The 25,251-nt window shown below is 34.9% G+C and carries 14 protein-coding genes; 6 read left to right on the forward strand and 8 right to left on the reverse strand.

Features of this window, described 5'->3' with window-relative positions:
* Positions 1–7 precede the first annotated feature (7 nt).
* Complete coding sequence (locus QMO11_RS10560; protein ID WP_282037210.1) at positions 8–967, forward strand: hypothetical protein; 960 nt, start codon at positions 8–10, stop codon at positions 965–967.
* Positions 968–979: 12 nt separating this feature from the next.
* A complete protein-coding gene (locus QMO11_RS10565; RefSeq protein WP_282037212.1) occupies positions 980–2,098 on the forward strand; it encodes a phytase in 1,119 nt (372 codons plus the stop codon).
* An 86-nt stretch (positions 2,099–2,184) separates the two neighbouring features.
* On the opposite strand, the gene QMO11_RS10570 is transcribed toward QMO11_RS10565, so the two are convergent.
* From QMO11_RS10570 to QMO11_RS10590, 5 genes are all read right to left on the reverse strand, one after another.
* Positions 2,185–2,919, reverse strand: a complete 735-nt coding sequence (locus QMO11_RS10570) for a DUF6261 family protein (RefSeq protein WP_282037213.1) — start codon at positions 2,917–2,919, stop codon at positions 2,185–2,187.
* 695 nt (positions 2,920–3,614) lie between these two features.
* Positions 3,615–6,050 carry a glycoside hydrolase family 2 protein gene (locus tag QMO11_RS10575; RefSeq protein WP_282037215.1) on the reverse strand — a complete coding sequence of 812 codons (2,436 nt, stop codon included), beginning with the start codon at positions 6,048–6,050 and terminating at the stop codon, positions 3,615–3,617.
* A gap of 170 nt (positions 6,051–6,220) precedes the next feature.
* Complete coding sequence (locus QMO11_RS10580; protein WP_282037216.1) at positions 6,221–7,849, reverse strand: RagB/SusD family nutrient uptake outer membrane protein; 1,629 nt, start codon at positions 7,847–7,849, stop codon at positions 6,221–6,223.
* A 20-nt stretch (positions 7,850–7,869) separates the two neighbouring features.
* Complete coding sequence (locus QMO11_RS10585) at positions 7,870–10,893, reverse strand: SusC/RagA family TonB-linked outer membrane protein (protein WP_282037217.1); 3,024 nt, start codon at positions 10,891–10,893, stop codon at positions 7,870–7,872.
* A gap of 12 nt (positions 10,894–10,905) precedes the next feature.
* Positions 10,906–12,078, reverse strand: coding sequence for a glycoside hydrolase family 88 protein (locus QMO11_RS10590; RefSeq protein ID WP_282037218.1), 1,173 nt, complete (start codon positions 12,076–12,078; stop codon positions 10,906–10,908).
* A gap of 462 nt (positions 12,079–12,540) precedes the next feature.
* Here QMO11_RS10590 and QMO11_RS10595 point away from each other — a divergent pair, with 462 nt between their 5' ends.
* The 4 genes from QMO11_RS10595 (at position 12,541) to QMO11_RS10610 (ending at position 22,177) form a co-directional block, all read left to right on the forward strand.
* Positions 12,541–16,572 (forward strand): hybrid sensor histidine kinase/response regulator transcription factor, encoded by a 4,032-nt coding sequence (locus tag QMO11_RS10595; RefSeq protein WP_282037219.1) that lies wholly within the window; start codon positions 12,541–12,543, stop codon positions 16,570–16,572.
* Positions 16,573–17,092: 520 nt separating this feature from the next.
* Positions 17,093–19,540, forward strand: coding sequence for a TonB-dependent receptor (locus QMO11_RS10600; protein WP_282037220.1), 2,448 nt, complete (start codon positions 17,093–17,095; stop codon positions 19,538–19,540).
* 26 nt (positions 19,541–19,566) lie between these two features.
* Complete coding sequence (locus QMO11_RS10605) at positions 19,567–20,823, forward strand: hypothetical protein (RefSeq protein ID WP_282037221.1); 1,257 nt, start codon at positions 19,567–19,569, stop codon at positions 20,821–20,823.
* 127 nt (positions 20,824–20,950) lie between these two features.
* Positions 20,951–22,177, forward strand: coding sequence for a PepSY-associated TM helix domain-containing protein (locus QMO11_RS10610; RefSeq protein WP_282037222.1), 1,227 nt, complete (start codon positions 20,951–20,953; stop codon positions 22,175–22,177).
* Between the two features lie 81 nt (positions 22,178–22,258).
* Here QMO11_RS10610 and QMO11_RS10615 read toward each other — a convergent pair whose 3' ends face one another.
* The 3 genes from QMO11_RS10615 to QMO11_RS10625 form a co-directional block, all read right to left on the reverse strand.
* Positions 22,259–22,966 carry a hypothetical protein gene (locus QMO11_RS10615; protein ID WP_282037223.1) on the reverse strand — a complete coding sequence of 236 codons (708 nt, stop codon included), beginning with the start codon at positions 22,964–22,966 and terminating at the stop codon, positions 22,259–22,261.
* 280 nt (positions 22,967–23,246) lie between these two features.
* Positions 23,247–23,894 (reverse strand): hypothetical protein, encoded by a 648-nt coding sequence (locus QMO11_RS10620; RefSeq protein ID WP_282037224.1) that lies wholly within the window; start codon positions 23,892–23,894, stop codon positions 23,247–23,249.
* A gap of 498 nt (positions 23,895–24,392) precedes the next feature.
* Positions 24,393–25,106, reverse strand: coding sequence for an SIMPL domain-containing protein (locus QMO11_RS10625; RefSeq protein ID WP_282037225.1), 714 nt, complete (start codon positions 25,104–25,106; stop codon positions 24,393–24,395).
* Between the last annotated feature and the right edge of the window lie 145 nt (positions 25,107–25,251).

The following is a 25,251-nucleotide window of genomic DNA, read 5'->3' on the forward strand; positions in this document are numbered from 1 at the left end:
CAAGAAAATGAAACAGCTTTATTTATTATTAGTCATCTTTTTTTATGCGTGTGATACGCACGAATTAACGGAAGGGATTGAAGATGCGGATTACATTCCTTTTGAAGTAAGTTATAATCCGCTCTATTTTGATGTTGATACAACATATTTTGAATTTAGCAAAAGCATTAAAGTTGTTAATGCTATTGAAGAGGCTTCAGGGCTAGCACAAGGTAGAGTAAATTTAGATTGTTATTATACCCATAATGACAGGGGACATTCTAATATTGTATACCTGTATAATAGCCAAGCTGAGCAACTCGGTAGATTTCGTTTAGGTATGGCCTGGAGTATCGATTATGAAGATATCTCAAACTTTACATCTCAAACTGGTGAGCACTTTTTATATGTTGGCGACTTTGGCGATAATCCATTAAACCGCGATTGGTACGAAATACATTACTTCAAAGAGCCTGAAGCTCCTGCTGATAAAGACTTTTATGTAGTATTGGATGATGTTAAAACCATCAAATATCAATACCTGCCGAGTAAAGAGATTGAGGAAACTTACCCAAACTACGATTGTGAGGCTATGTTTGTAGAGCCCGAAACAAATCATATCTATTTATTTACTAAAGCCGCTACTAATTGTTTGGTTTATCGAATTAACTATCCGTTTTTAGAGGATGAGCAAAATGAAGCCGAGTATCTTGGAAAGATTAAAATAAATGGACAAAAAGTAACAGCGGCTGATATTTCAAAAGATGGCACAAAAATTCTTATAAAAACCTATGAAACGGTCTTTTATTGGGAACGAGACCATAGTGAGAGTATAGTTGACCTTTTGCAAACTGAACCTTTACGTGTACCCTATGTTGGAGAAGTGCAAGGAGAAGCAATTTGTTTTACTACAGATGGGGGTTACTTAACCACAAGTGAAAAAGATAAAAACGTGCATCCTAGCTTTAATTTTTATAAACAGAAATAAATTAAGATTAATATGTTGAGGCAAATAAAATACGTAATAAGAATAGGGATGGCCATATCCATCTTAATATTGCTATTTATTTATGCTTGCACTCCTGTTGTGAGAGTTAGCGAGGGATCAAAAAAACATCAGAGCCTTATTAAACCTAGTGTTACAGCTAAATATGAAACAGACCCCGTTCCTGCCGGAATTCATGAGGATTCAGCTGACGATCCTGCTATTTATGTGGCTGCGCAGCACCCTGATTCTATTTATATTATCGGAACTAATAAAAAAGGAGGAGTAGGAGTGTATACCCTTAAGGGTAAGGAATTGCATTATTACTCGTTTGGCAAAGCCAATAATGTAGATGTACGTTACGGATTCCCATATAAAGGTGGGTTAATTGATATTGTAGCTTTTAGTAACAGAAGTTCACACTCTACAGATATCTATCAAATTGATAAAAGTGGCGCTTTGCATCCCTTAAGTGTAGGGCAAATAGTTTCCGATTTCTCCGATGAGGTGTACGGATTCTGTTTGTATAAAAATCCGCAAACCAATAACTTTTATGCCTTTATAAATTGTAAGCAAGGCTCGGTAGAGCAATATCATTTTTGGAGTGAAGCAGATACCATTGGCTTTAAAAAAGTGCGCGCATTTAAACTGCCATCTCAAACCGAAGGTATGGTTGCCGATGATGCACAAGATGTATTGTATATTGGAGAAGAAAAAAGTGCCATATGGAAGTATGGAGCCGATCCTAAACATGGTACTAGGGGTACCGTTTTAAAAGAAAGCATCATTAAAAAGAATCCTCTTTTTAGAGCCGATATTGAAGGACTCGCCTTATATCCAACAACAGATTCAACGGGATATCTGCTAGCATCTATACAAGGGAATTACTCGTATGCTCTTTTTGAACGAGAGGGCGATAATAAATACCTGGGTTCTTTTAAGGTGATGGATGGTATTGTTGATGGCGTGGAAGAAACGGATGGTTTAGAGGTAATTAATATTAATTTGCCCGAATTTCCTGAAGGATTTGCAATTGTGCACGATGGTTATAACTACGATGGAGAAGAATTAAAACCACAAAACTTTAAGGTGATAGATTGGCAAGAAATTAATAATGCCCTGAAGCTGAAATAAAGTAAAAATACAAACTTATTTTGTATCAAAAACGAGCGTTTTGGCCTGTGCATAACGCTCGTTTTAATTATTATAGTATTTAAAACCTAGTTTTTAAGAGCCTCACTTTCGGCATTTCTCGTTGCCTTGGCTTTTAAAAGGGCATCCTGTTCTTTTATCAATTGGTTAATTCTATCCAGAATGGTATAGCACAAAGTATCGCTATCTAGCACAGCCAAGCCTTCCATAATGCCTAAATACATTACAAAATGTTTGGCAATTATTCTTCTTACGTTACGCACTTTGGGCGATTGCGCGTTGCCCTTGTTAGTGCGCTCTAAGTGGTACGACTTATAGGCTCCTGCCGATGTTTTTAAGGCCTCTAAATCGTCGCTTAGCCCAAGTGTGCTAAAGTGCGCCGTGTTTTCTGGCGTAGCCCAATAGTTTAAAACCTTATCAAGCTCCGTGGTTTGCTCATTTAAGGGCAAATAATTGAGTTGCCTGTTAAAACTACCATATACACTCAGTAGAGCAGTAGCCGCTGCTTTATTACCAGCATCGCGACTAATGGCATGGGCATCGAGCATGGTGTTTAGGTAATTTAAATCATCATCGCGTTGCGCATCAAAGTCGCTGCGAGCACTTAGGCTAGTTTCTTCGTTTAACAATTGTTTTAACACCGTTAAGTTGGTTTCAATGCTCAGGGTGCAATTGCCAAGTACGCTGTGGGTGCTAAGGTCTTGTTCCTTAGCAATGGCAAGGGCCGATGCTACTAATGAAGTAAAAGCATTGTTTGTTAAAGAATTGTAGTTTACTCTTTCTCTTTCAATTTGGTATTCCATTTTAAATTAAAGTTTTAATAATACCAATGCTAGTTTAAGCGAGCGATGAGAAATGAAATGCTTATAAATTGAGCTGTTAACTATGGGAGCTTAACAGGAAGGTTTATAAGCGAATTATTTAGGCTTTATTCTATCAATCTACAAGGGCTAGCTTGGTATTATGGGTTTAAAATTGTTTAAATGTCTTACTGTTAATGCTTATAAATATATAAATTATCTAACTAAAGTCATGGCATAGTAGTGTTTTATTTGCCACTTTGGTGCAGGTTTCACTTTGTGGTAAAAGCACCTTGCCATTTTGGTGCAAGCATCACTTTGTGGTAAAAGTATCTTGCCACTTTGGTGCAAGCATCACTTTGTGGTAAAAGTATCTTGCCATTTTGGTGCAGGCTTCACTTTGTGGTAAAAGTACCTTGCCATTTTGGTGCAGGCTTCATTTTGCGATAAAAGTAGCTTGCCATTTTGGTGCAAGTATATTTTATTAGTGTCTTGCACATTTTTGACCCGTGTACCTAATTCTTTAATAGGTTTGTTTCGTATCATTTTATGATGCGTCTTTTTTATGAGCAAACCAATACAACAAAATATACATGCATATCATTAACTCCGAATATGGTTTTGGAGTTAGTGTTGCTTATATAGATCACGGTATAGGTTAATAATTTGCTATATGATGTGCATTAGGTGACATGTTTCTAATTAGAGGATGGTGCAATAATAACTGTATTTAGCTGATCCGATTCAACGGAAAGGCAATAATTTGCACTATTTCGTTTGATTTTAATTTTAGCTTGCCCGTTGCATAATTGTACTTTTTTTGAACCATGCACAGTACCTTTATTTTGAATTAATTTAGCGTTGCCTATAGCCGAAAATACTACTACATTCTTCGCATCTAAGCATAGCGTTTTATTTTCATCAACAGCCTTTACCGATAGCCAGCTATACTCTTTATCAATAATAGTTTCGGTGGCTTCTAATTTGGCTACATCTCCCCATTTTTCTGTTTGATATATTAAGTCAATTTCATCTTTGTATTTTTTACCTTTTATAGTTGATACGGCCACTAATTTATTTTCACCTTTTTTAAAGGGAACATTCCAATATAATCCACAAGCAGGAAATATATTTCGATCTCTTTTTTTTGTTCCCAAACTCGTACCGTTTAAGAATAATTCAACCTTATTACAATTAGAGTATATTTTCACCAATCGTTTTTCGCCTTCTGCACCCCAGCGTACAGGCCAGTTGTGACCATATATATGAATCATAGGTTCTTTTGTCCAGTGCGATTGAAATACATAGTAACTTTCTTTTTTTGTAAAGTCGCGTTCAATTACACCTTTTTGATTCACATATGGAATTGGGTTTTCAGGACGAACAGGGGTTGAAAAATCTTTAAAGGCCCATTGGGCAGTCCCTGTGAGCCAAGGCATGGTGTTTTGTTCCTTTAAATGCCAATCAAATAAATTACAAATATAGGTTTCGGACCAATTACCATCTTTAGAAACCCGAGCATTACCACCAACTAGTGAAGCATCGCCAGAACGTTCATCAGCCCCTTGCCCGGTTTGCACAAATTCTAGTCCCTTATCAGGGTTTTCATCATGTCGTCCAGCGTGGCTGCTGCCACCCCATTCCATGTGGAAAAAATGGTTTACCTGCATCATATTTTGTTGGCTTACATCTTTGTATTCAATATATTTTCCTCTATACCATCCGGCCCATATTGATGGGGAATATACATCAACTATGTCTTTACAAAAATCGCATCTGCGGATAGCGGTTTTTCGTTTAGGATCTAGCTTGTGCGATAGTTGATTTAGTTCTTTCATAAAGTCCCTAATTTTTTCTTTGTCAAAATCAGGATAGTCTCCAGGCCAGTCGTTTTCATTTCCTAGTCCCCAAATTATTACACAAGGATGGTTATGATGCTGAGTTATCATATTTGTGAGCATATTTTTTGCTTGGTCTTGGTATTTTTTTCCACCCAAGCCTCCTCGGCACCAAGGTATTTCTTCCCATACAAGTATGCCCAAGCTATCGCATAAGTTTAAAACTATTCTCGATTGTTGGTAATGGCCTAAGCGTATAAAGTTAACGCCCATATCTTTCATAAGCTGCATCTCTGTTCTTATCATATCTTCGGTCATAGCTGCACCCACTCCAGCATGATCTTCATGGCGATGTGTACCACGCAATAAAAGTCTTTTTTCATTTAAGAAGAAAGGCCCATTTTTTTGAAAGCGGAATGATCTGAATCCGAATTTATCGCTATACTTTTGCGATTCTCCCTTGTTGAGGGTGCTTATTTCTAAACTATACAATGCGGGATTAATATCTGACCATTTATTAATTCGTTTTAGTGTAAGCTCATGTTCTATTTGTGATGATTGGGTAGTAAGTTTGTTTTCGTAAACAATTGTTCCTTCCGGGTTTTTTATGCTTACTAAAAGAGCAGTGGATTCTGAATTATTATTATTTAGATGAATAGATAATTGAACAGAGCCAGTATTTTTGTCTTTTAAACTAGGTGTTATGTGTGCCATGCTGATATAGTTCTCGGGCACATAGGTAAGATTTAAGTATCGGTATAATCCTCCATAAACATTAAAGTCTGATAAATCTGAAGGAATCATTTCTAAATCGCGCGAATTATCGCAACGGATAGATAATGGAATAAGTCCATTGTGATCGAGGGCATCATCTATATAATCAGTAATATCAACAATCCATTCATCATAGCCTCCTATATGGTTCGCTACTTTCTTGTGTCCAATGTATACTTCTGTTTTCTGACCTGATCCTTCGAAATGCAATAAGGTACGACCATTTTTATATGGGTTATCGACTTTGAGCTGCGTACGATACCAACCAGGACCTTGGTAATAATTAGCCTCTGGGTCAACAGCATCATCGGCATTAAAGCAGTGGGGGAGTTGTACTTTTTGCCATAACGGAACTGTTTCGGGCTGTCCGTTTTTAGCCGGACGTATTGCTTCCCAAATACCACCTAAATCTTGACGGATGAATTCCCAATTACTATTGAGTCTTTGGGTTTTTGTTGATAGGTTTTGTGCCGTTATGAGTGTGCATAACAATAATAGGGGAAGAAATAACTTTATTCTCATTGCAATGGGGTTCTTAATTGTAAATATGTTGAAGGGGGTTGGTTTACTTTGGGTTTTTTAGTTATTTACTACAGATCACATTATAATTGGGTGTAATTTTTTTTGAAGAAAGAAGACTGCCTCATATAAAATTTACGAGACAGTCCTTTTGTCTTACATTTAACTAACTATTACCAACCTGGATTATTTTGATTTATTTGAGTGTTATAATCTAACTCTTGTTGTGGTAGTGGAAACAAAGGATCTAAGGTTAAATCTCCTATAGGGCTATCGTATTTAGAGCTTGTGCTTTCATCCATAAAATCGGCATAAAAATGGCGTTTTACTTTTGTTCCATCTCCAAATACAGTTTTAATATTACCCCAGCGTATTAAATCGTAAATACGAAGCCCTTCCATGGCAAGCTCAACGCGTCTTTCGTGACGTACCAATTCTACCAAATCACCATCGGCCAATGTTTTATCTGGCATTGCAACCGAAGCTCTTGAGCGTACTTTGTTTACCCAAGTTAAGGCTTCGTTATTTTCTTGCTCTGCAAGTGCTTCTGCCAAAATTAAGTATAGTTCAGCCATTCTAACTACAGGAATATCCATTCCATCCCAACGTACATTCGATAATTCGTTAACAGGTTGTACCATTTTTTTTACGTTTAATCCTGTTGGTGACCATCGATAATCATATTCCACCATATCACCCGGTTTGTAGGTAACTTCCCATGATACAGTATCGCCAACGGCAACAACTTTTTTATGGGTATAAGTGAAGTCCTCAGCACCATTATATATTTCATATGGCATTTCTGGCGAATAAATAGTGAACTCACGTCGAGGATCTCCTGTTTCATAGGAGTCAAATAAGTCGCGTTGAGGTAGAGCATATCCCCATCCATCACCACCTATGCCTACTTTTAAAGGAGCTGGTAAATCACGACATAAGCGCTGTATTGTTACGTTCTGACTAAATTCTTCGATATTAGGAACGAATGTCCAAGCAAATAGCACTTCTTTGTTGTCTTCATTATCCCAAATATCTAAATATTGATCTTCTAAACCATGTCCTGCACCTTCGGCAATAGAAATTGCTTGTTCGGCTACTTCTTCCGCTTTGGCCCAGTTTTCTGTAAATAAATATGTTTTAGCCAATAGTGTTGCAGCCGCTGCGCTGTTAGGAGGGCCTTGGTCTTTTTGTATTGCAGGAAGATTATCCATTGCATACTTAAAGTCTATTATCACTTGTTCTAAAACATCAGCCTTGGATGAACGTGGCGTATTGTACGCATCAATATTATCAGCAACACTGGTTAGTAATGGAACATCGCCATAAAAAGTTGTTAGAAAGAGATATGAATAAGCCCTAAAGAACCTCGCTTCAGCGATATAAGGTATTTGTTGTTCTTCGGTGAAGTTTATATCCGATGATAATGGAATGTTTTCGATGGCAAAGTTGGCTGCATTAATACATTCGTATGGATATTTCCACCAATCTCTAACATTAGCATGTGTTGGAGTAATATTCCATTTTTCAAGTGCTATTGATGCCCCTCTATTGGGTCTCCAGTAGCTGTCATCGGTCATGGCATCTAAAAGAATATGCATATCTCTTTTAACCATTGCCCATCCTCCCCAAACCCATGGGTGGTAGCATGCGTTAACTGCCATTCGTGCTGATGTTTCATCAACAAAGAAATTATCGGGACTAGGAGAGTCTTTAGGTACTCTGTCTAAAAAGTCGCTACATCCTCCTAGAGTAATTGTTAAGAAGAATACCGCGAAAAGAAGTTTATTTTTTATATATATCATTGTGTTATATTTTAAAATTATTAAAACGAAGCTCTAAGTCCTACAGTCCATGTTTGTGGCTGAGGGATGGTATTATACGAGTCAGCCGAAGAAGAATCCACATCAGGTCCGGTGTAGTTGGTGAACGTATATAAGTTTTGAACGCTTATGTATAATCCTAAACTGCTCATACCTGCTTTTTGACACACTTTTTTTGGTACAGAATAGTTTAAGTTTATGTTGCGGATTCTAAAGTATGATGCATCCTCGAGCCAGAATTCAGAAAACTCGGCATTGCTACCAGATTGATCCTTGGATAGACGAGGCCAAGACCCGTTTGGATTAGCCGTTTCGTGATAACGATCTTTAACGCGAGCATCTTCGTTTCGTGCCCAAGATGACATCAACTGTACAACATCATTGTTGCCTCCAACACGTGTTCTGAAGTCAATTCCTTGAACACCCTGTAGTTGTACTTGTAAGCTCCAGTTTTTATATCCAACAGTTCCCATCATCCCATAGGTAAAATCAGGGTATTTATTTCCTATTAGAGTACGATCGGCTGCATCAATTTTACCATCGGGTACACCCGTTAGTTCGCCATTTTCGTCATAACCGTCTATATCAAGAAGATTAATGTCGCCAATCTGCTTTTTATTAAAAGGCCCATCCTGGTATTTATCTAATTGACTTGCGTCTGTAATTAATCCGTTAGACTTGTATCCAAAGAATGAGTTAACCTCATAACCTTCTACTAAACCCGACGTTCTAAGGTCACGGTCTTCAAGGTCGGTTACTTCATTCTTAACTTTTGAGAAGTTGGCATTAATGTCGTATGACCAGTCTCCATTATTTTGGCGGTATCCAAGTTCGATCTCATAACCAGTGTTTCTTACTTCTCCGGCATTTATATAGGGGCTCACCGGTAAGCCTGTGGATGGCGCCAATGGGTCACGGAATAATAGATCATAAGTATCTTCTATAAAGAAATTGGTTGTAGCGTATAGCTTACTGTTAAACATGGTGGCATCAAAACCAAAGTTCTTTTTAACTGCTGATTCCCATTTAAGATCAGGGTTAATGGCATTGGCTAGTGTATATCCCAGTGCACCACCTTGGTTAAGTACGGCCTGACGATCTGCCAATGATGGAGATGTTGCGTATGCACCTATGCTTAATATATTTCCTAGGGTACCGTAGCTGGCACGTAATTTTAGGTCATCTAACCAGTCTATTCCTTGCATAAAACCCTCTTCGCTCATTCTCCAGGCAAGCGAACCTGAGGGAAATACACCATATTTGTTGTCGCCTACTAAGCGAGAAGTTCCATCTCTACGTACGGTTAAGGAAAATAAATATTTGTTTTTAAAATCGTAATTAATTCTCCCAAAAACGGAGGCAAAAGCCCAATCGACATAAGTGTTGTCATTTTTTTGGCTAAGAGGATCTCCTGCTCCTAAATATCGAATGTCGTTATTGGGTGTTCCTGTACGAGAGCCAAATAATGTCTCTTGTGTATCTTCTTCTAAGGAGTAACCTAGCAAGGCTTTTATATTGTGATTGTCGTTAATTGATGTTTCGTAATTTAAAATGAAGTCGCCAATCCAGTGAACTTTTTCGGTATACTCTTTTTCAACAGTATTTACATTTGTTCCTTCCCATCCGTATTTTGGAGGTACTCCCGATTGAAAAAAGGAATCAAAAATTGTATTATAATCCATACTACCACGCGCTGTGAAAGAAAGCCCTTTTAGAAGATCTAGCGTTAGGTAAATATTTCCCTGAAGTCCTCTTCCAATTCTTTCATCCTGTATGTTTTTAGCTAGCCAAACAGGATTGGCATGGATGTGTTCTAAATTGGCATTATAAATTGTACCATAATCTCCATCTTCGTCATAGGCTCTGGTCATAGGCGATTTACGAAGGGCATAGCGATACGCATAATCACTACCTTCTCTTTTTGTAGAGTATAAATTAAGTGAGTTACCTATTTTTATTCGTTTACCAATTTTATGGTCAGAATTAAAACTCATGGTATATTTTTCAAATGAAGTTTCAATAATCATCCCTTTTTGGTCAAGGTAACCAGCCGATAGAAAGTAGTTGGATTTTTCGCTACCACCCTGTACAGATATATCATAGCTTTGTATAATTCCTGTTTGTTTCATTAAATCTTGCCAATCTGTATCAACACCATCGTAATATTGAAGGGTTTCATTATCCCAGGGTATATCAAGTCCGGCATTTTCATGCGATTCAGTCCACAACTCTAAGAAATCAGCAGATCCTAATTGTTCAAATTTTAAATTACTTTCATTTTGCACCCCGTAATAGGCATTAAAATTGATGGTTGGTTCCTGTGCGCCAGCCCCTCTTTTTGTTGTTACTATAATTACTCCATTGGCTGCTCGGGCACCATAAATAGCAGCAGCTGATGCATCTTTAAGTATTGAAACAGATGCAATGTTATTGGGGTTTAAGTTATCTATAGTGGTTGTGATCACCCCATCTACTACATAAATTGGTGCGTTAGAGCCATTAATAGACTGTGTTCCACGAATCATTACTTCACTGCTAGCACCAGGCATCCCTGATGATGATGTGATGTTAATACCAGAAGCTCTACCTTGTAAAGCTTGTAAAGGTGATGTTGCCGGTATTTTGTCAAAATCATCCGTATCTACAGAGGTTACAGCACCTGTTAAATCGCTTTTTTTGGCTGTTCCATAGCCAATTGCTACTACTTCGTTTAAGCCTATCGATTCATTTTGTAAAGCAACGTTAATTGTAGTTTTCCCAGTAATGTCAACCTCTTGTGTTTCCATACCTATAAAGGAAAAAGTAAGCATATTAGTTCCTTCTTCCTGCTTTAAGGTGTATTTACCATTACTATCAGTAATTGTTCCAGAGGTAGTTCCTGTAAAAAATACAGTTACACCGGGTAGCGGGGCACCTTCCGCATCTGTTACTATTCCTTGTATAGTAGTTTGCTGCGCAAATGTAAGGAGTGCTGACATAAGCATAGCAAATGTCATCATTAGTTTTAATCTGTGTTTCTTTTTCATAAATTTGAGAGTTTAATTTTTCATTAAATTTGTTTTTCGGAGCATCATTTCTAAAAAATAGTAGTCAGCGTAAATTAGTGGTACATCAATTTCTGAACTGTGTGGCATTGAGCCTGTAGAGTGTTTTAAAAGAAATCCGTTATTGGTAGCAGGGTCTGCTAAGAATTCAGGACTCTTTAAAGTCTCAAAAATTTTATTAGCTATTACTAAGTATTCTTTCTCATCGGTATATTCACTTAACTCATATAAGGCTGATCCAATAACGGTTGCTGCAGAAACATCATATGGTTCGTTAGGAATGTTAGGTGCATTAAAATCCCAATAAGGAATTAGGTTTTTAGGTAAGTTTGGGTGATTTAATATATAGCTGGCAATATTGATAGCTTGTTGAAGAAATATTGGATCTTTAGTTTCGCGGTATACTAATGTGTAGCCGTATAATCCCCAGGCTTGTCCTCTGCTCCAAGCACTATTGTGCGAATAGCCTTGGTGGGTATGTTTGTTTTGAACTTCTCCTGTTTCAGGATTGTAATCAATAACATGGTATGAGGAATAATCATCTCTGAAATGATTTTTTAGTGTTGTTTTTGCATGGCTGATGGCAATGTCACTATACATTTTGTTACCTGTTTCATTGGCTGCCCAAAAAAGCAGTTCTAAATTCATCATATTGTCAATAATTACAGGGTAGTCCCACTTATCTGTATTGTGATCCCATGAGCGGATACATCCTATGTTGGGTTGAAAACGTTTGGCTAGTGTTTTTGCCGATTGGATAAGTATTTCACGATATTTTGGGTCGTTTGTGTTTTGCCATGCTCTACCATAACTACAATACATTTTAAAGCCCATATCGTGTGTTTTACCATTTAGTTTCTCTTGCTCTAGGGGCAAAGTGTATTTTATGGCTATTTCTTTCCAATAATTATCTCCTGTTAGCTCATACATAATCCATAACTCTCCAGGAAAAAAACCACTGGTCCAATCTTTAGAGGGTACCATTAAAATACTATTGTTCTCAATTGATCTGGGAGATACTAAAGTTTGTGTGCGTTCCTTGTTAAAAATTTCTACCGACTGTTTTAACTTAGTCTCAATTTCTAATAAGGATTCATCTCTATTTTGATTGGAGGTATTACACGAATAGAGAATTATAACGAGTAGTACTATCTTAATTTTAAACATATAAGAAACGGTTTAATTTGTTTATAAATGTTAAATCAAGATATGCTCTAACTGAGTCTATTGTATTACAATATTGTGTTATTAATGGTTTTATTGTTGCATCATTATACTATTGTTGCATTGTGTACACAATAGTGAAAATCCAATTGATAGATTTTAGTATATTTAAGCGACTTGCAGAGATAAGTTTACTTAATTATACAATATTCCAACTGTCTTATATTGTGCTTTTTTAACTTAAGATCTACTCATTATAGAGAATCCAGTATTGATGTGATGGCACTTTAAGAATAGAATCAATTAAAACTTAGCACCATATTTAAAGGGAAGGTATTAAGATAAAATAATGGCACCTATAAATAAGTCATGTCTATTGCGAGAAGCGAATAATACCTTCAGGTTCTTTCGATGTGTTTTGTTTATCAACTAACTATTCAGTAAAAAAAAATAGCTCCTGTTTTTATGAAAACAATGATAGTCTTTACCTTACTTAGTCTGAGTACGTATGCTCTTGCTCAAGTTGATCAAATTAATTTTCGGCAAATTTCTCCCCCTGGTGGATTTGCATTAAAAGGAATAAATTCTATTAAACAGGATTGTTTAGGGTATATGTGGGTTGCTACACGTCAGGGATTAATTAGGTACGATTCTGAAAATATAAAATGGTTTACCCCAATAATGGGAGATTCTTTAAGTCTTCCAAACGAATTTGTCAACGATATTTATGCAGATGATAAAGAATATAATGTTTGGGTATCAACCAATGATGGACTTTGTCAGTTCAATAGAGAAAAGCAATGTTTTAGCAACATAAGTTATACGTACGAGGATAATACACTGGCAGAAGATTCTATTGTGGAAACTATTATGATATCAGATAATAAATTGTTGCTTTTGGATGCAGTTTATATAGGGATACTTGATTTAGGTTTGAAAAAAATGACACGATTTGGGAAAGATCTTATAAAAGCGCCTAGTTCAATTTATCTTGATGATGAGAATAGAGTATGGATAGGTACCAAATATGGAAAAGTTTTTCGCTATGATATATTAAATGATAGCCTAGAGTTACTCGTAGATAATAGAGGAAAGGTTAATTGCTTGTTTTTTGATAATAACTATTTGTACGTAGGAATGAATGGTGAGGGAGTCAATATTTATAATTATCAAGGAAATTTTATAAATCAATTATCACTTACAACTCACTCAAAAGGTACCATAAGAGTGATCAAAAAAGATACCTACGGAAGGTTGTGGATAGGTGCATATGAAGGACTTTTTGTGAATGATGGAACCAAAATACTTCATTTAAAACCGGATGAATATACGGGTTTACCGCATAATTCCATTTATGAGATATTTGAGGATAAACAAGGTGGTATATGGATAGGTACATGGTCTGGAGGTGTTGCTTTAAGTCATCATTCGGATAATAATTTTAAAACTTTTCGACACCAAACGCATCGGAATTCAATTAGCAATAATACAATAAGTTCATTTGTTCAGTTAAATAACGATAATTTACTAATAGGAAGCGAGGTAGGAGGTTTAAATAAATACAATCTTAAATCGGAACATTTTTCTGTTATAAAAATCTCACAGTCCGAAGAGTTAGCTAATATCAAATCGCTTTGTAAAGATAAGTATAATACCATTTGGGTAGGAACTTTCAAGAAAGGTATTTGGTATAAAAAATCAGGAAGTACGAAATTCAAAATGATTGGCGAAGGAACAGTAGAGGAGAGATATTTATCAACTTTGAGTTCTTATTCCTTATGTCCTTCGGATTCAGGTGTGTGGATAGGTGGCTTAGATGAGGGGCTGTTGTTTTATAATTTTGAAAATAAAACAGTAAAACCTTATTTACTGCACAATACTTCAGAAAAATTATTGGCAGGAATACCTATTCAATCGATGCTTATCGATTCAGAATCTAACCTTTGGATTGGTACCTTATATAATTTTCTATACAAAGTAAATCTTCGTAATGGTAATCTCACTCAGTTTTCGGCTAATAATTTGTTGGCTCAGTACAAATCGACTTCTGTGTATTATTTATATGAGCATTCATCAGGGGATATATGGATTGGAACCAAGAATAATGGAGTATTGATATATCACCCAGATAATAAGCAATTCGATAACAATAATGAAACTACTAATATAGAATATAAAGATGTATATGGAATAATTGAAGATGAACAACAAAGAATATGGTTATCAACTAATAATGGAATATTTGTTTTAGGTGATCAACAAAATGTGATGAGGCATTTTTTATATGCTGATGGTATTCAAAGTAATCTGTTTTGTCCGCAGTCTATTTTTAAGGATAAAAACGGAGTGCTTTATTTTGGGGGTACAAATGGCTTCACAAAAATTGTACCTTCAGAACTTAAATTTAATGCTAAAAAACCAAGATGTATTATTAATTCTATTACCATATCAGATAGTAGCTTTATTTATCCAAAATACCAGGGGTTAAATGAAATGGCCTCAGTAATTTTAAATCCAGGCGATAATAATTTTAAGATTAGTTTTTCAGCTGATAACTATTTTCTTTCAGAGAATAATCAATATAAGTACCGACTACTGAATCATAATAAACAGTGGGTAAATGCCAAAGGCAACGGGTATGCTATATTTAATAAAATTAAGGCAGGTAAGTATATATTCGAGGTCAAAGCATGTAATAATGATAAAGTTTGGAATGAAGTTCCTGTAAGATTACCAATAGAGATTAAAAATTATTGGTATCGAACTACTTATGCAATACTTCTTTACCTATTCGTTGTTATTGGGTTTTTCTACCTAATAGTTCGTTTTTATACAGAAAGATTAAACCTAAAACGTGCATTGTTATATGAAAAAAAGCAGAGCGAGAATAAACAGCAAATACAAGAAATGAAGCTAAAATTCTTTACTAATGTATCCCATGAATTTAGAACTCCGTTAACATTAATGACTTGGCCCTTGACTAATTTGGTTAGTGCAAGTAATTTAACAGCAGGTCAGAAGGAAGAAATTGGAGTTGTTAAATCTAATGCCAATCGCTTGCTTCAATTGATTAATCAAATTCTAGATTTAAGAAAGTTAGAAAAAGGGAAAGAGCAACTTGTGATCTCAAATTTTGACCTTGTTCCATTTATAACAGAAATTCAAAAGAGTTTTTGTTTCGAAGGAAAAGAAAGAGGTGTTAGTTATAATTTTAATAGCTCCTTTTCAACACTTCAGATTGATGGCGACCAAGAAAAGCTAAATACCGTTATTTATAATCTTTTTTCTAATGCCTATAAATTTACTGATCACAAAGGCCAAATATCGGTTACTATTGCTAAGTCTATAGCTGAACAAGGAGCGTATCATAAAGAAAGTTTGAGTTTTGGGAAAATATCTACAGAAGATTTTGTTAAAATTTCAGTTGAAGATAATGGGAAAGGTATTGATAGAGATAGTTTAATAAGAATTTTTAATCGTTTTGATCAGGGAAATAATTCTCAGCGGAATAATATAGGAAGTGGAATTGGGTTGTCAATCTGTAAAGATTTTGTTTTGTTGCATCATGGTAAAATTACGGTGAGTAGTACACTTGGACTAGGAACTCGTTTCGAAATTATTTTGCCATTAAAACAATATGCTCAAAAAATATTATTTGATAATCATGAAGATAAAACTGTCTTAGTTAACAGTCGTCAATTTTTATCAAGTAAGGATGAGCTTAAGGATAAACCAAGGAGCAGTACAATACTCATTGTAGAAGATAATAAAGATTTAAATAAATTACTGTGTAAGTTTCTTGAAGCATATTATAAGATTGAAACTGCTGAAAGTGGTAGTGATGCACTTTTGGTATTATCAAAGCGGAATGTAGATATGGTTGTCTCCGATGTAATGATGCCAAGTATGGACGGAATGGAATTGTGCGCTACTATTAAATCCCAATTGGAAACGAGTCATATACCTGTAGTTTTATTAACAGCCTTAAGTTCATCAGAAAGTCAGATGGCAGGACTAGATAATGGCGCTGATGCTTATATTACAAAACCTTTTGATAAGCAATTATTATTAAAACGGATAGAAAGTATATTAAAAGAGCGCAAACGTCTACGTAATAATTTTAGAACCCTTTATACTTCGGGTAAATCCCTGCAAGTAGGTAGTCTCGATAGTTTTTTTCTCAATCAAGTTAAATCAGCTATTGAAGAAAAAATGATGGAGGAGAATTTTGGAATTGATGTTCTAATCAAAGAATTAATGATAAGTAGAAGTCAGCTTCATAGAAAAATTAAAACACTATCGGGAATGACCACTTCTGAATATATTAATATGGTAAAAATGCAGAAAGCTGTTGAGTATATTAAATCTTCTGAATATACTTTTAATGAAATAGCATTTAAGTTAGGGTTTAGTAGTCAATCTTATTTTACTAGATGTTTCAAAAAAGTGTATAAAATTACCCCAAAAGAATATTTCGAAAAAGGAATGAAGATCTGACTTTTGTATTCATTTTTATGACCAATATTTCTCGACTGCACTTTAGTTTGAGATAGATAAGGTAGTTTTTCTTAAGAAGTTGTTTTGTCATAAAAAGTAAACACTATATTCTGAAAAAAAAGACACTATATTTTGAATGGATTATAACTATAATTTTCTCAAAATATAGTGTCTTTTTTAGTTGAATATTTTTTAGTGTCTTCCTTCTTCATAATTTAGTTTTTTCAAATGCCTTCTTTAAAAATATTCTACATAATCCCCATTAATGGGGATTGTGTAAATAAAACCTTCCAATAGGACGACTTGTAACTATATGATTTGCGCATCGTTTCCCTTATGTTTTTAATAGGTTCAATACTTATAATGAGCTGTAATATAGTACTATGTAGTGGTGTTTATGTGTGCTAACATTCCCTTGCGTTAGTTCTGATTTTACCTGATTAGGCATATTCCCCTCTTTAGGGGATTGTTAAAATTTTAAGATAGCCGCTTCTTTGTATCAATAAAATAAAGAAGAAAGGTGAAGCAATTTTATTTATTAATTATACTGGTTTTTGTAAGTGGTTTTTGTGTGGCAGCAGAGACTTATACCGTGTCAGGCAAAATAACAGATACGAAAAAACAAGCAATTCCATTTGCAACAGTAGTAATTGCAAATACATCAGTAGGAACATCTACTGATATGAATGGTGAGTTTACTCTAAATAATATCTCAAAGGGCAAGGTACAGTTGCTAATTAATAGCATGGGATACGAGCAAGTATCTATAGATGTGCAATTGAATAATAGCCTGCATGTAATTGCCAATGCGGTTTTAAAAGAATCGAACCATAACTTAAACGAGGTATTTGTAAAAGGCGAAAGTAAGGCAGCTCAAATAGAGCGTAGCGGCTTTGCTGTTAGTTCTGTAGATACCAAACAGCTTCAAAGTAAAAATTTAGAAATTAATGAGGTGCTCGACCAAACTCCCGGACTTCGCGTTAGAAGAGATGGTGGTTTAGGTTCCGAAACAAGCTATAATATCAATGGTCTGTCGGGCAGTGCAGTCCGAATTTTTATTGATGGTGTCCCAATGGAATCATTTGGCTCTTCGTATTCAATCAATAGTATTCCATTATCGCTAATTGAGCGTATCGATGTATATAAAGGCGTTGTTCCAGTTGAGTTTGGTAACGATGCCATGGGAGGTGCCATAAATGTGGTTACAAAGCAAATGCCATCCATGCAACAAAAAAACTACACCTTAGATGCATCTTATTCAGTGGGATCTTTTAATACGCACAGGGCAGATGTTGCCGGAACTTGGCGCGATAAAAAAACGGGCTTAACAACACGCATGTCTGCTTTTTATAATTATTCTGATAATAATTACTCAGTGTGGTCTGACGATATAAAAATTAAAGATTACAGAGAGTTTTTGCCTGATGGTTCAAGAAACCCCGATTATTTAGCAGTAATAAAAACGGGTGAAAAGGTACAGCGCTTTAATGATGCTTACGAGTCGTACGGTATTAAGGCTGATGTAGGTGTTACTGATAAAAAATGGGCCGACCAGCTTTTTTTCTCCATTAATGCTTCTGAAGATTATAAAGAAATTCAGCATGGCCCACGAATGATAACACCTTATGGGGAGCGTTATTCCACAGGCTGGACTGTAGCACCAAGTGTAAGTTATAGTAAAAAGGATGTGTTTACCAAGGGGCTTAACCTTACCGGAAATTTTCAGTACGTTAAATCTCAACGCGCATTAACCGATACCACAAGCAATAAATACGATTGGTATGGAAATCTTATTCCTCCTGTGGGCGGGGTAACGCCATTGCCTGGAGAAAGTGGTACGGCAACTTTAAATGTTGATAACAACGATAATTACATCGGTCGTTTGTCGGCTTTTTATAGTCTATCAGAAAACCACTCTTTAGCGTTAAGCTATTCATACAATCAATTTGTGCGTTCTTCGGATGATGAATTGGCAGAAGCCGAACAACGAAATTTTGGAAGTACCAATAATGTAAACAAACAGATTACGGGCTTTACTTATCAGAATACACTTTTTGAAGATAAAATGAGAAACTCCGTCTTCGTAAAGCACTATCATAATTATTTGCAACAAGATAAGGTTGAAATGAATGATAATGTTTTAGATACCATTCATTTTTCAAGAGCCGATAATAATTGGGGCTATGGGGCAACCACAAGCTACGATGTAAGTGATAGAGTAAGAGTAAGTGCTTCTTTTGAAAAGGCCATTCGCTTGGTTGGTACTAACGAGGTATTCGGAAATGCAGCGCGAGAAATAGTGGAGTCAACTGATCTTCAGCCTGAGAAAAGCTACAATTTTAACCTGGGTGGCGATTTTACTTTGTTCGATAATACCTACAGTTCTGTAAATCTGAATACAAATCTATTTTATCGTAATACTATTGATCGTATCCGACGTAATGTAGTAGTTCAGAGCGGAGATAGTTATTCGGTTTACGAAAACTTGGGTCATGTAACTTCTAAAGGTATCGAAATGCAGCTTGATTATCGTATCAAACAAAAATGGCATTTCATGGTGCAGGGGTATTATTTAGATTCCCGCTTTATGGAGAAATACGCCGATAACGGATCAGAAAACCTACACTATCTTTCAAGGGAGCCTAATGTGCCTTGGTTAACATTCAGTGCAGGCGCTGGATATACCAAATCAGACTTATTTAAAAATGGCGATCGATTATCCATAAACTGGTATTCATCTTACGTTCATGAGTTTCATTTTGATTGGGATGTAATTGGCAATCAAAATAAACCTATTGTACCGAGCCAGTTTATTAACGATGTAAGTGTAGGTTATACTTTCGCTGATAGAAAAATGACCATCAGTCTCGATGGTAAAAACATATTTAATACTATGGCATTCGATAATTTTGCCATTCAAAAACCCGGTAGAGCATTCTACCTAAAGTTGTCATATAGAATTTTCTAATCATTAAATAATAAAAAACAATTATAATGAAGTACTTAGTTAACTTAAAGCTTGCTGCTATAGCTTTGCTAGCCTTATTTGTTACTGCTTGTAACGATGATTCGGATGGCCCCAATAATGGAGGAGAACAAGGAACAGTAAAAACGAATCATATAACTGCACGTTTCGATGGCGACGATGCGCAAGTATATATTGCTCCGGCAGATAACCTTGAAGAAGGTAGTTTAACCTTTAAAGGAAACGGATATCACTTAAACCCGGTGCGTTCAGCCAGAGTTTTTACCGATAATACTGGTTGGGTTTATGTTTTTGATTATGGTGGCGGATACTTAAAAAAGTTAAGCTATAAAGATGGTACTTATACACAAGTTCGCGAGCTTGATATTGCTCCAGTTATGGGCGGTAATCCTCACGTGCGTCCTTGGAAAATTAACGAACAAAGTATTTTAATACATAATATTAATACCGAAGATGTTGAAGATCCCGGTAACGGCATCACAAAAAAAGGGAGTATGTATGTTACACATGTGCAGATTCCGGAAGTAGCTATTTCTGAAATTATGGAAACATGGACTTTACCTGTTACCGATTGGGATATCGATGAGCAATCTTATCCTTTCCGTATCGATGCTCCAACTGTTTTAGATGATAAAATTTACTATGGTGTTGGTCGTCGTCAGTTAGATGAAAGTATTGACTTAACAGGTATTCATACAATTGTATTGGATTATCCAACTCTTAAAAACCCAAAGTATATTCGTTCAGAAAAGGCTAATGGAAATACCAATGGTTACCGTGGCGAAAATATGCATGCTATTGATGGTTATGTGTACCAGGCAAACAGATCAGAAAAGGCTGAAGATGCTACAGTTATTGTACGTTTAAAAGATGGTGAGTACGATGATAGTTGGGAGTTTAATGTAAGTGAAGAATTAGGCATGGCATTTAACTCAAACAATTGGTACCATGTTGGAAACGGAATTTGTTATATGTCGGCTGAGTTTTTTAGCGAGACCGATGAGAATAATACTTGGGGTGTAGTTAGAATTGATATGAATCAGAAAACAGCCATAAAAATGAATGTGCCATTATCTGATTTATTTGCTTATCAGCATGGAATAGATAAAGATGGTAAATTTTATATGGCCATTAGTCCTGTTGGTTCAAGTGGCGAGTCTGATCCGTATGTTTATATTTTCGATATAGATTCTACTGATCCAAATGCTTTTGAAACAGGATTATCATTAGATAAAGGAAATATCTTTATCGAAGGAATTTTCTAGAACAACTTAAAAATAAATAACCAGAGTTTTAAACTTTGGTTATTTATATTTACATAATCTTATGTATCCTAATCACAGATAAATGATGCATTATCATTCGTAAATAAATTTTATCATTCCAAATACAATGTCGAATCACTCTACTACAAAATCCATACTTAAAAAGGCCTTACTTCGTAAAAAGAAGAAGAGCGAAAGTACCTTTAAATATATTTTATTTCTATTGCACCTATGGTTAGGATTAATCGTTGGTGGGGTAATTTGTTTTATTGCCATAACAGGTTCTTTGTATGTATTTAAGCACGAGGTAGAAGATTTGTCGGTATATAGTTCTATTCATCGCGAGGCTCCTGCAGAATCCATTGTAAGTATCGATGTGGTGCAGGCTAATTTTGAAGCTTCTTATGATAAAACGCCTCATAAGATTACTATTCCCGAAAAAACCAATCATAATATCAGAGTTCAGTTTACTGAAAGAGGTAAAGCTGGAATAACTGCCTTTGCCGATAGAGAAACTGGCGAAATTATTGGTGAACTTTCGCCAAGTGTACCAAAGTTTTTTAATACCATCATGTTTTTACATCGTTGGTTTAATATGGAAAACTTTAAACTGGGCCGACAAATTACAGCTGCCTGTACACTTGTTTTTATGGTGTTATTGATATCGGGTTTAATTCTTTGGTTTCCTAAAACAGGTAAAAAGAATGCTTGGAGAAATAAATTCTCTTTTGGGTTCAGATACAAGTTTAGTGTTTGGAATAGAGATTTGCACATTAACATGGGGATGTATACATTTATTTTTTTAATAGTTGTGGCATGGACTGGTATCTTTTTTACTTACGGATGGGTTAAGGATATTACGGTTAACTCTTTAAAGCCGGCAGAGTTGCGACAAGAGGCATCTCACAGTCATAATCAAAAATCGCAACGTAAACCATCAGGAGGAAATCAACAAAAGAAAAAGGCACTTGAAGTTAACTTAGATGTTTTACTTGCAGAGGCTAATCAGCATTTAAATTATACGGGCGACCTTAGCGTTATGCTTTCGGGTAAGGGAATAAGTTCACCAACCATACGTAAAAAGAATACGCACAATTTGTTGGGTGCTCAGTTATATGATGATGTTAAGTTTTCGGATAAAGGTAAATTAATGAAAGTTGATTTATTTAAAGATAGACCGCTATATCAAAAAGTTGGAAGTATGATAAAGCCTATTCATACAGGAGAGATTCTAGGATTGAAATCGAAAATATTCGCCTTTATTCTGTCTCTGTTTGCCGCTTATTTACCAATATCGGGTTATATTATGTGGTTTAAAAAGTTAAAGGGCAGAAGCGAAAAACAATCAGCATAAGCTGGATAATAAATTTTAAAAAAGCCGAGTATTTTATCTTTGATGATAAAGTACTCGGCTTTTTTTATGGAATCAGGGGTATTATTCTTCTCTAGCAATATAATTTACCAATACCTTTTCTTCAATTACTTTTATATACCCTATTGCATTACCGTAATCATCGGTATATTCTAACTTCTCATGCTCTGTTCGTATTTTCATTAAACCTAAATCAGAATACCATCTATGGACTATAGCATTATCATCAGGATTCTCATTAATATGTGCAGATAATACCTTAATACAGTTTATTTCTGAATCGTTAAAAAGGATCATTTCACTACCTAATGCTTTGCGTTTTATACCATAACTACAATTTCCTGTGTTGCATTTTATCCAAGAAGAATTTTCATTAAGTGGTAATGCAACTTCAAAGTAAGGATCACTATAAGATTCCATATCACGAGGGAAATCTTTGAATCCAAAAGCGTATGATTTTAAACCATCAGGCTCTATTTTTCTTGCTTCAAGAGTAAACCTCGATTCATAAATTCTTAATTTAATATCGTTAATTATTGTGTCTCTCGTGATTTTTATGGTATCAAGCTTTGAATACTCGTGTGTGTCAGTAATTTTATCTGGATTATCTAAATCATATTGAGTTTCATAAGTAGTTGTTCGATAGTGCCACTCTGTACCTATAGCAGAAGGAAAGGATTCTATAACTACAGGATCGGTATTATCTTTTTTGCAAGAACTGATAATTAGCAATAAAAATACTAGAGTAGAAAGATTAAGTGTGATTTTCATTATTATGTTTTTTTTAGGATTATTTATTAACAAAGATAGAGATAAATATATAATGTAGTTATGTTTAGTGTTTTTTGTAGTTAGTTACGTATAGTACTTAATGAATTAGGGATACGAATAATATTCTTTGTAATTTATTTTTATGAATAGAGAAAATTGCGGATTGCTAACATTTTTGAGTAAGCCTTTACAACAAAATAGGCGATGTTATAAATGGCTTTTTTTTTAATTGAAGAAGTGTTGTTTAGATGCTGACTGTAACTTATCAATTAATGGTAGGCTAGTTAAGAGTAACTCCTAATAAAATGCTAAAACTATTGCTATTTATTATGTCATAGCTTTTATCAAAGGGCATAACTTGCAAATTAGTACTATTCACATGCGTTTTATTAAAGGCAAAAGCAAGGTTATAGGCCCACCGTTTATTTATTTGCCAAGTTTTACCCAGTGTAAACTGAATTGCAGCACCAATATTACTTATGTTGTTTTGGTTATTTACTTTAATGCGATAGCGAAAATTTGTTATGCCCAGCGAACTTGAGAAATATACTCCATTAATGTTATTGAGGTATTTACCTCCAATTCCTAAAATGAATTCATCAAAATTAGAACTATAATCCGAGCTTATCCTTTCTCCTTGTAATTTTAATAGGGGGTTTATGGTTGTTTTCGTATTAAAAATGATGTGCCCAAAAAAGCGCTTACCCATATTACGCTCAATTTTAATGTCTAACATAGGTCCAAAGCCATACATAAAGTCCGACATTATATCACCTCTTGCTAAATCAATTATCGCATAGCTAATTCCTGTACTTACCGAAATGTACATATTTCGGGGTTTGGTATTTTTACGGGTGTAACCGCATATTTGAGCACTTAGCGCCGAAGTAAATAATAAGCAGCATGCAATAAGCTTAAGTTGGTTCATACTATTGGGTTAGTAATTGTATCTTAACAACGTACCCAATGCCACATATAGTATATTACGAATTGATATTATGTAAGTTTGTTATTAAACAACAATAGCTGCCCTGGTTATTAAGAGCAGCTATTATTGTATGATTGTTATTGTGTGATGTAAGTAAATTACAAGAATGCCCTAACAATTAAAGGCAACACAAAGTGGTTTTTATTTACAAGTATTTGTTGCGTAATAAATAGCGGTTACTATTCAGTATAAAGTATAAAGACAAAAGTATAAAGATTATCAAATACTTAAAGTTTTTATTATTGTTATAAAAAGGATACTATTTTGCTGCAATTTCATTAATAGCACTATTTTTTTTAACGTTCTTAAAAAAAGAAAAGTTGTAACATCCTAAGTCTTTTGTCTTTATACTTTTGTCTTACTACTGAATAGTTACAAAAAGCGAATACGTGTAATGAAAGCAGAATGTTAATTCACTGATACTTTAAAGTTTTGTAATTACTCAGTAAAATTCCATTCAATATAAACCGTTTTTTGAATCATCTGTTCCTTAGGGTTTAGGTTAACACCTGCCGAGTTTCTGTTGCTTGAGCTGTTCATTAATTGTTTTTCATAAACAATATCTGTTCTCGGGTTTACAGATGGCGATGTTCCGTAGGTAATATTGGCAATGCCACTAAGTTTTAAGCCCGATGCTTGTGCAATTATTTCAGCCTTTTCTGTGGCATCTTTAATAGCTAGTTGAAGTGCATCTTTTCTTAATTTTGTTTTCTGTTCATCCGTAAAGCCAAAGCTAATCCTATAGTTTAAATCTAAATTTTCCTGATTCAAACTATTCAATAAAGCTTTTGAATACTTTTGTGTATATATTTCTTTTAGTTCTAAGTTAATGGTAGAAGAGTAGCCTACTTTAACCTTTTTGTTTTTCTGCCATTCATAATTCTCGTTAACCACTAGGTTTTTAGTGTAGATGTTTTTCGGATTAATTCCATTGCTTTTAAAATGACTTTTTAATTGTTCAAGAGCCTGCAATGAGTTATCAAAACATACCTGATATAAGCTATCTTTAATACTTAGGTCAATGCTAACAATTATTTCTTTAGGTATTTCATTAACCTGTGCAATGCCGTTTACATTAATTTTATTTTGTGCAGTTACCTGTGTTCCTATTCCTATCATTAATAGAATTGCAATAATGTTTAATTGTCTCATAATCCTTTATTTTTTAATTAATTATTTTGTTTTCGAATATAGGATGCAGGCATTATATCAATTCCATAAAAATAATTGCACTTTTTTATTTTATTTAGAAAAGTTCATCTTGTTAAATTGATACCGTATTGATATGTAGTATACT

Source organism: Saccharicrinis aurantiacus (assembly GCF_947489045.1).
Classification (GTDB): Bacteria; Bacteroidota; Bacteroidia; order Bacteroidales; family Marinilabiliaceae; genus Saccharicrinis; species Saccharicrinis aurantiacus.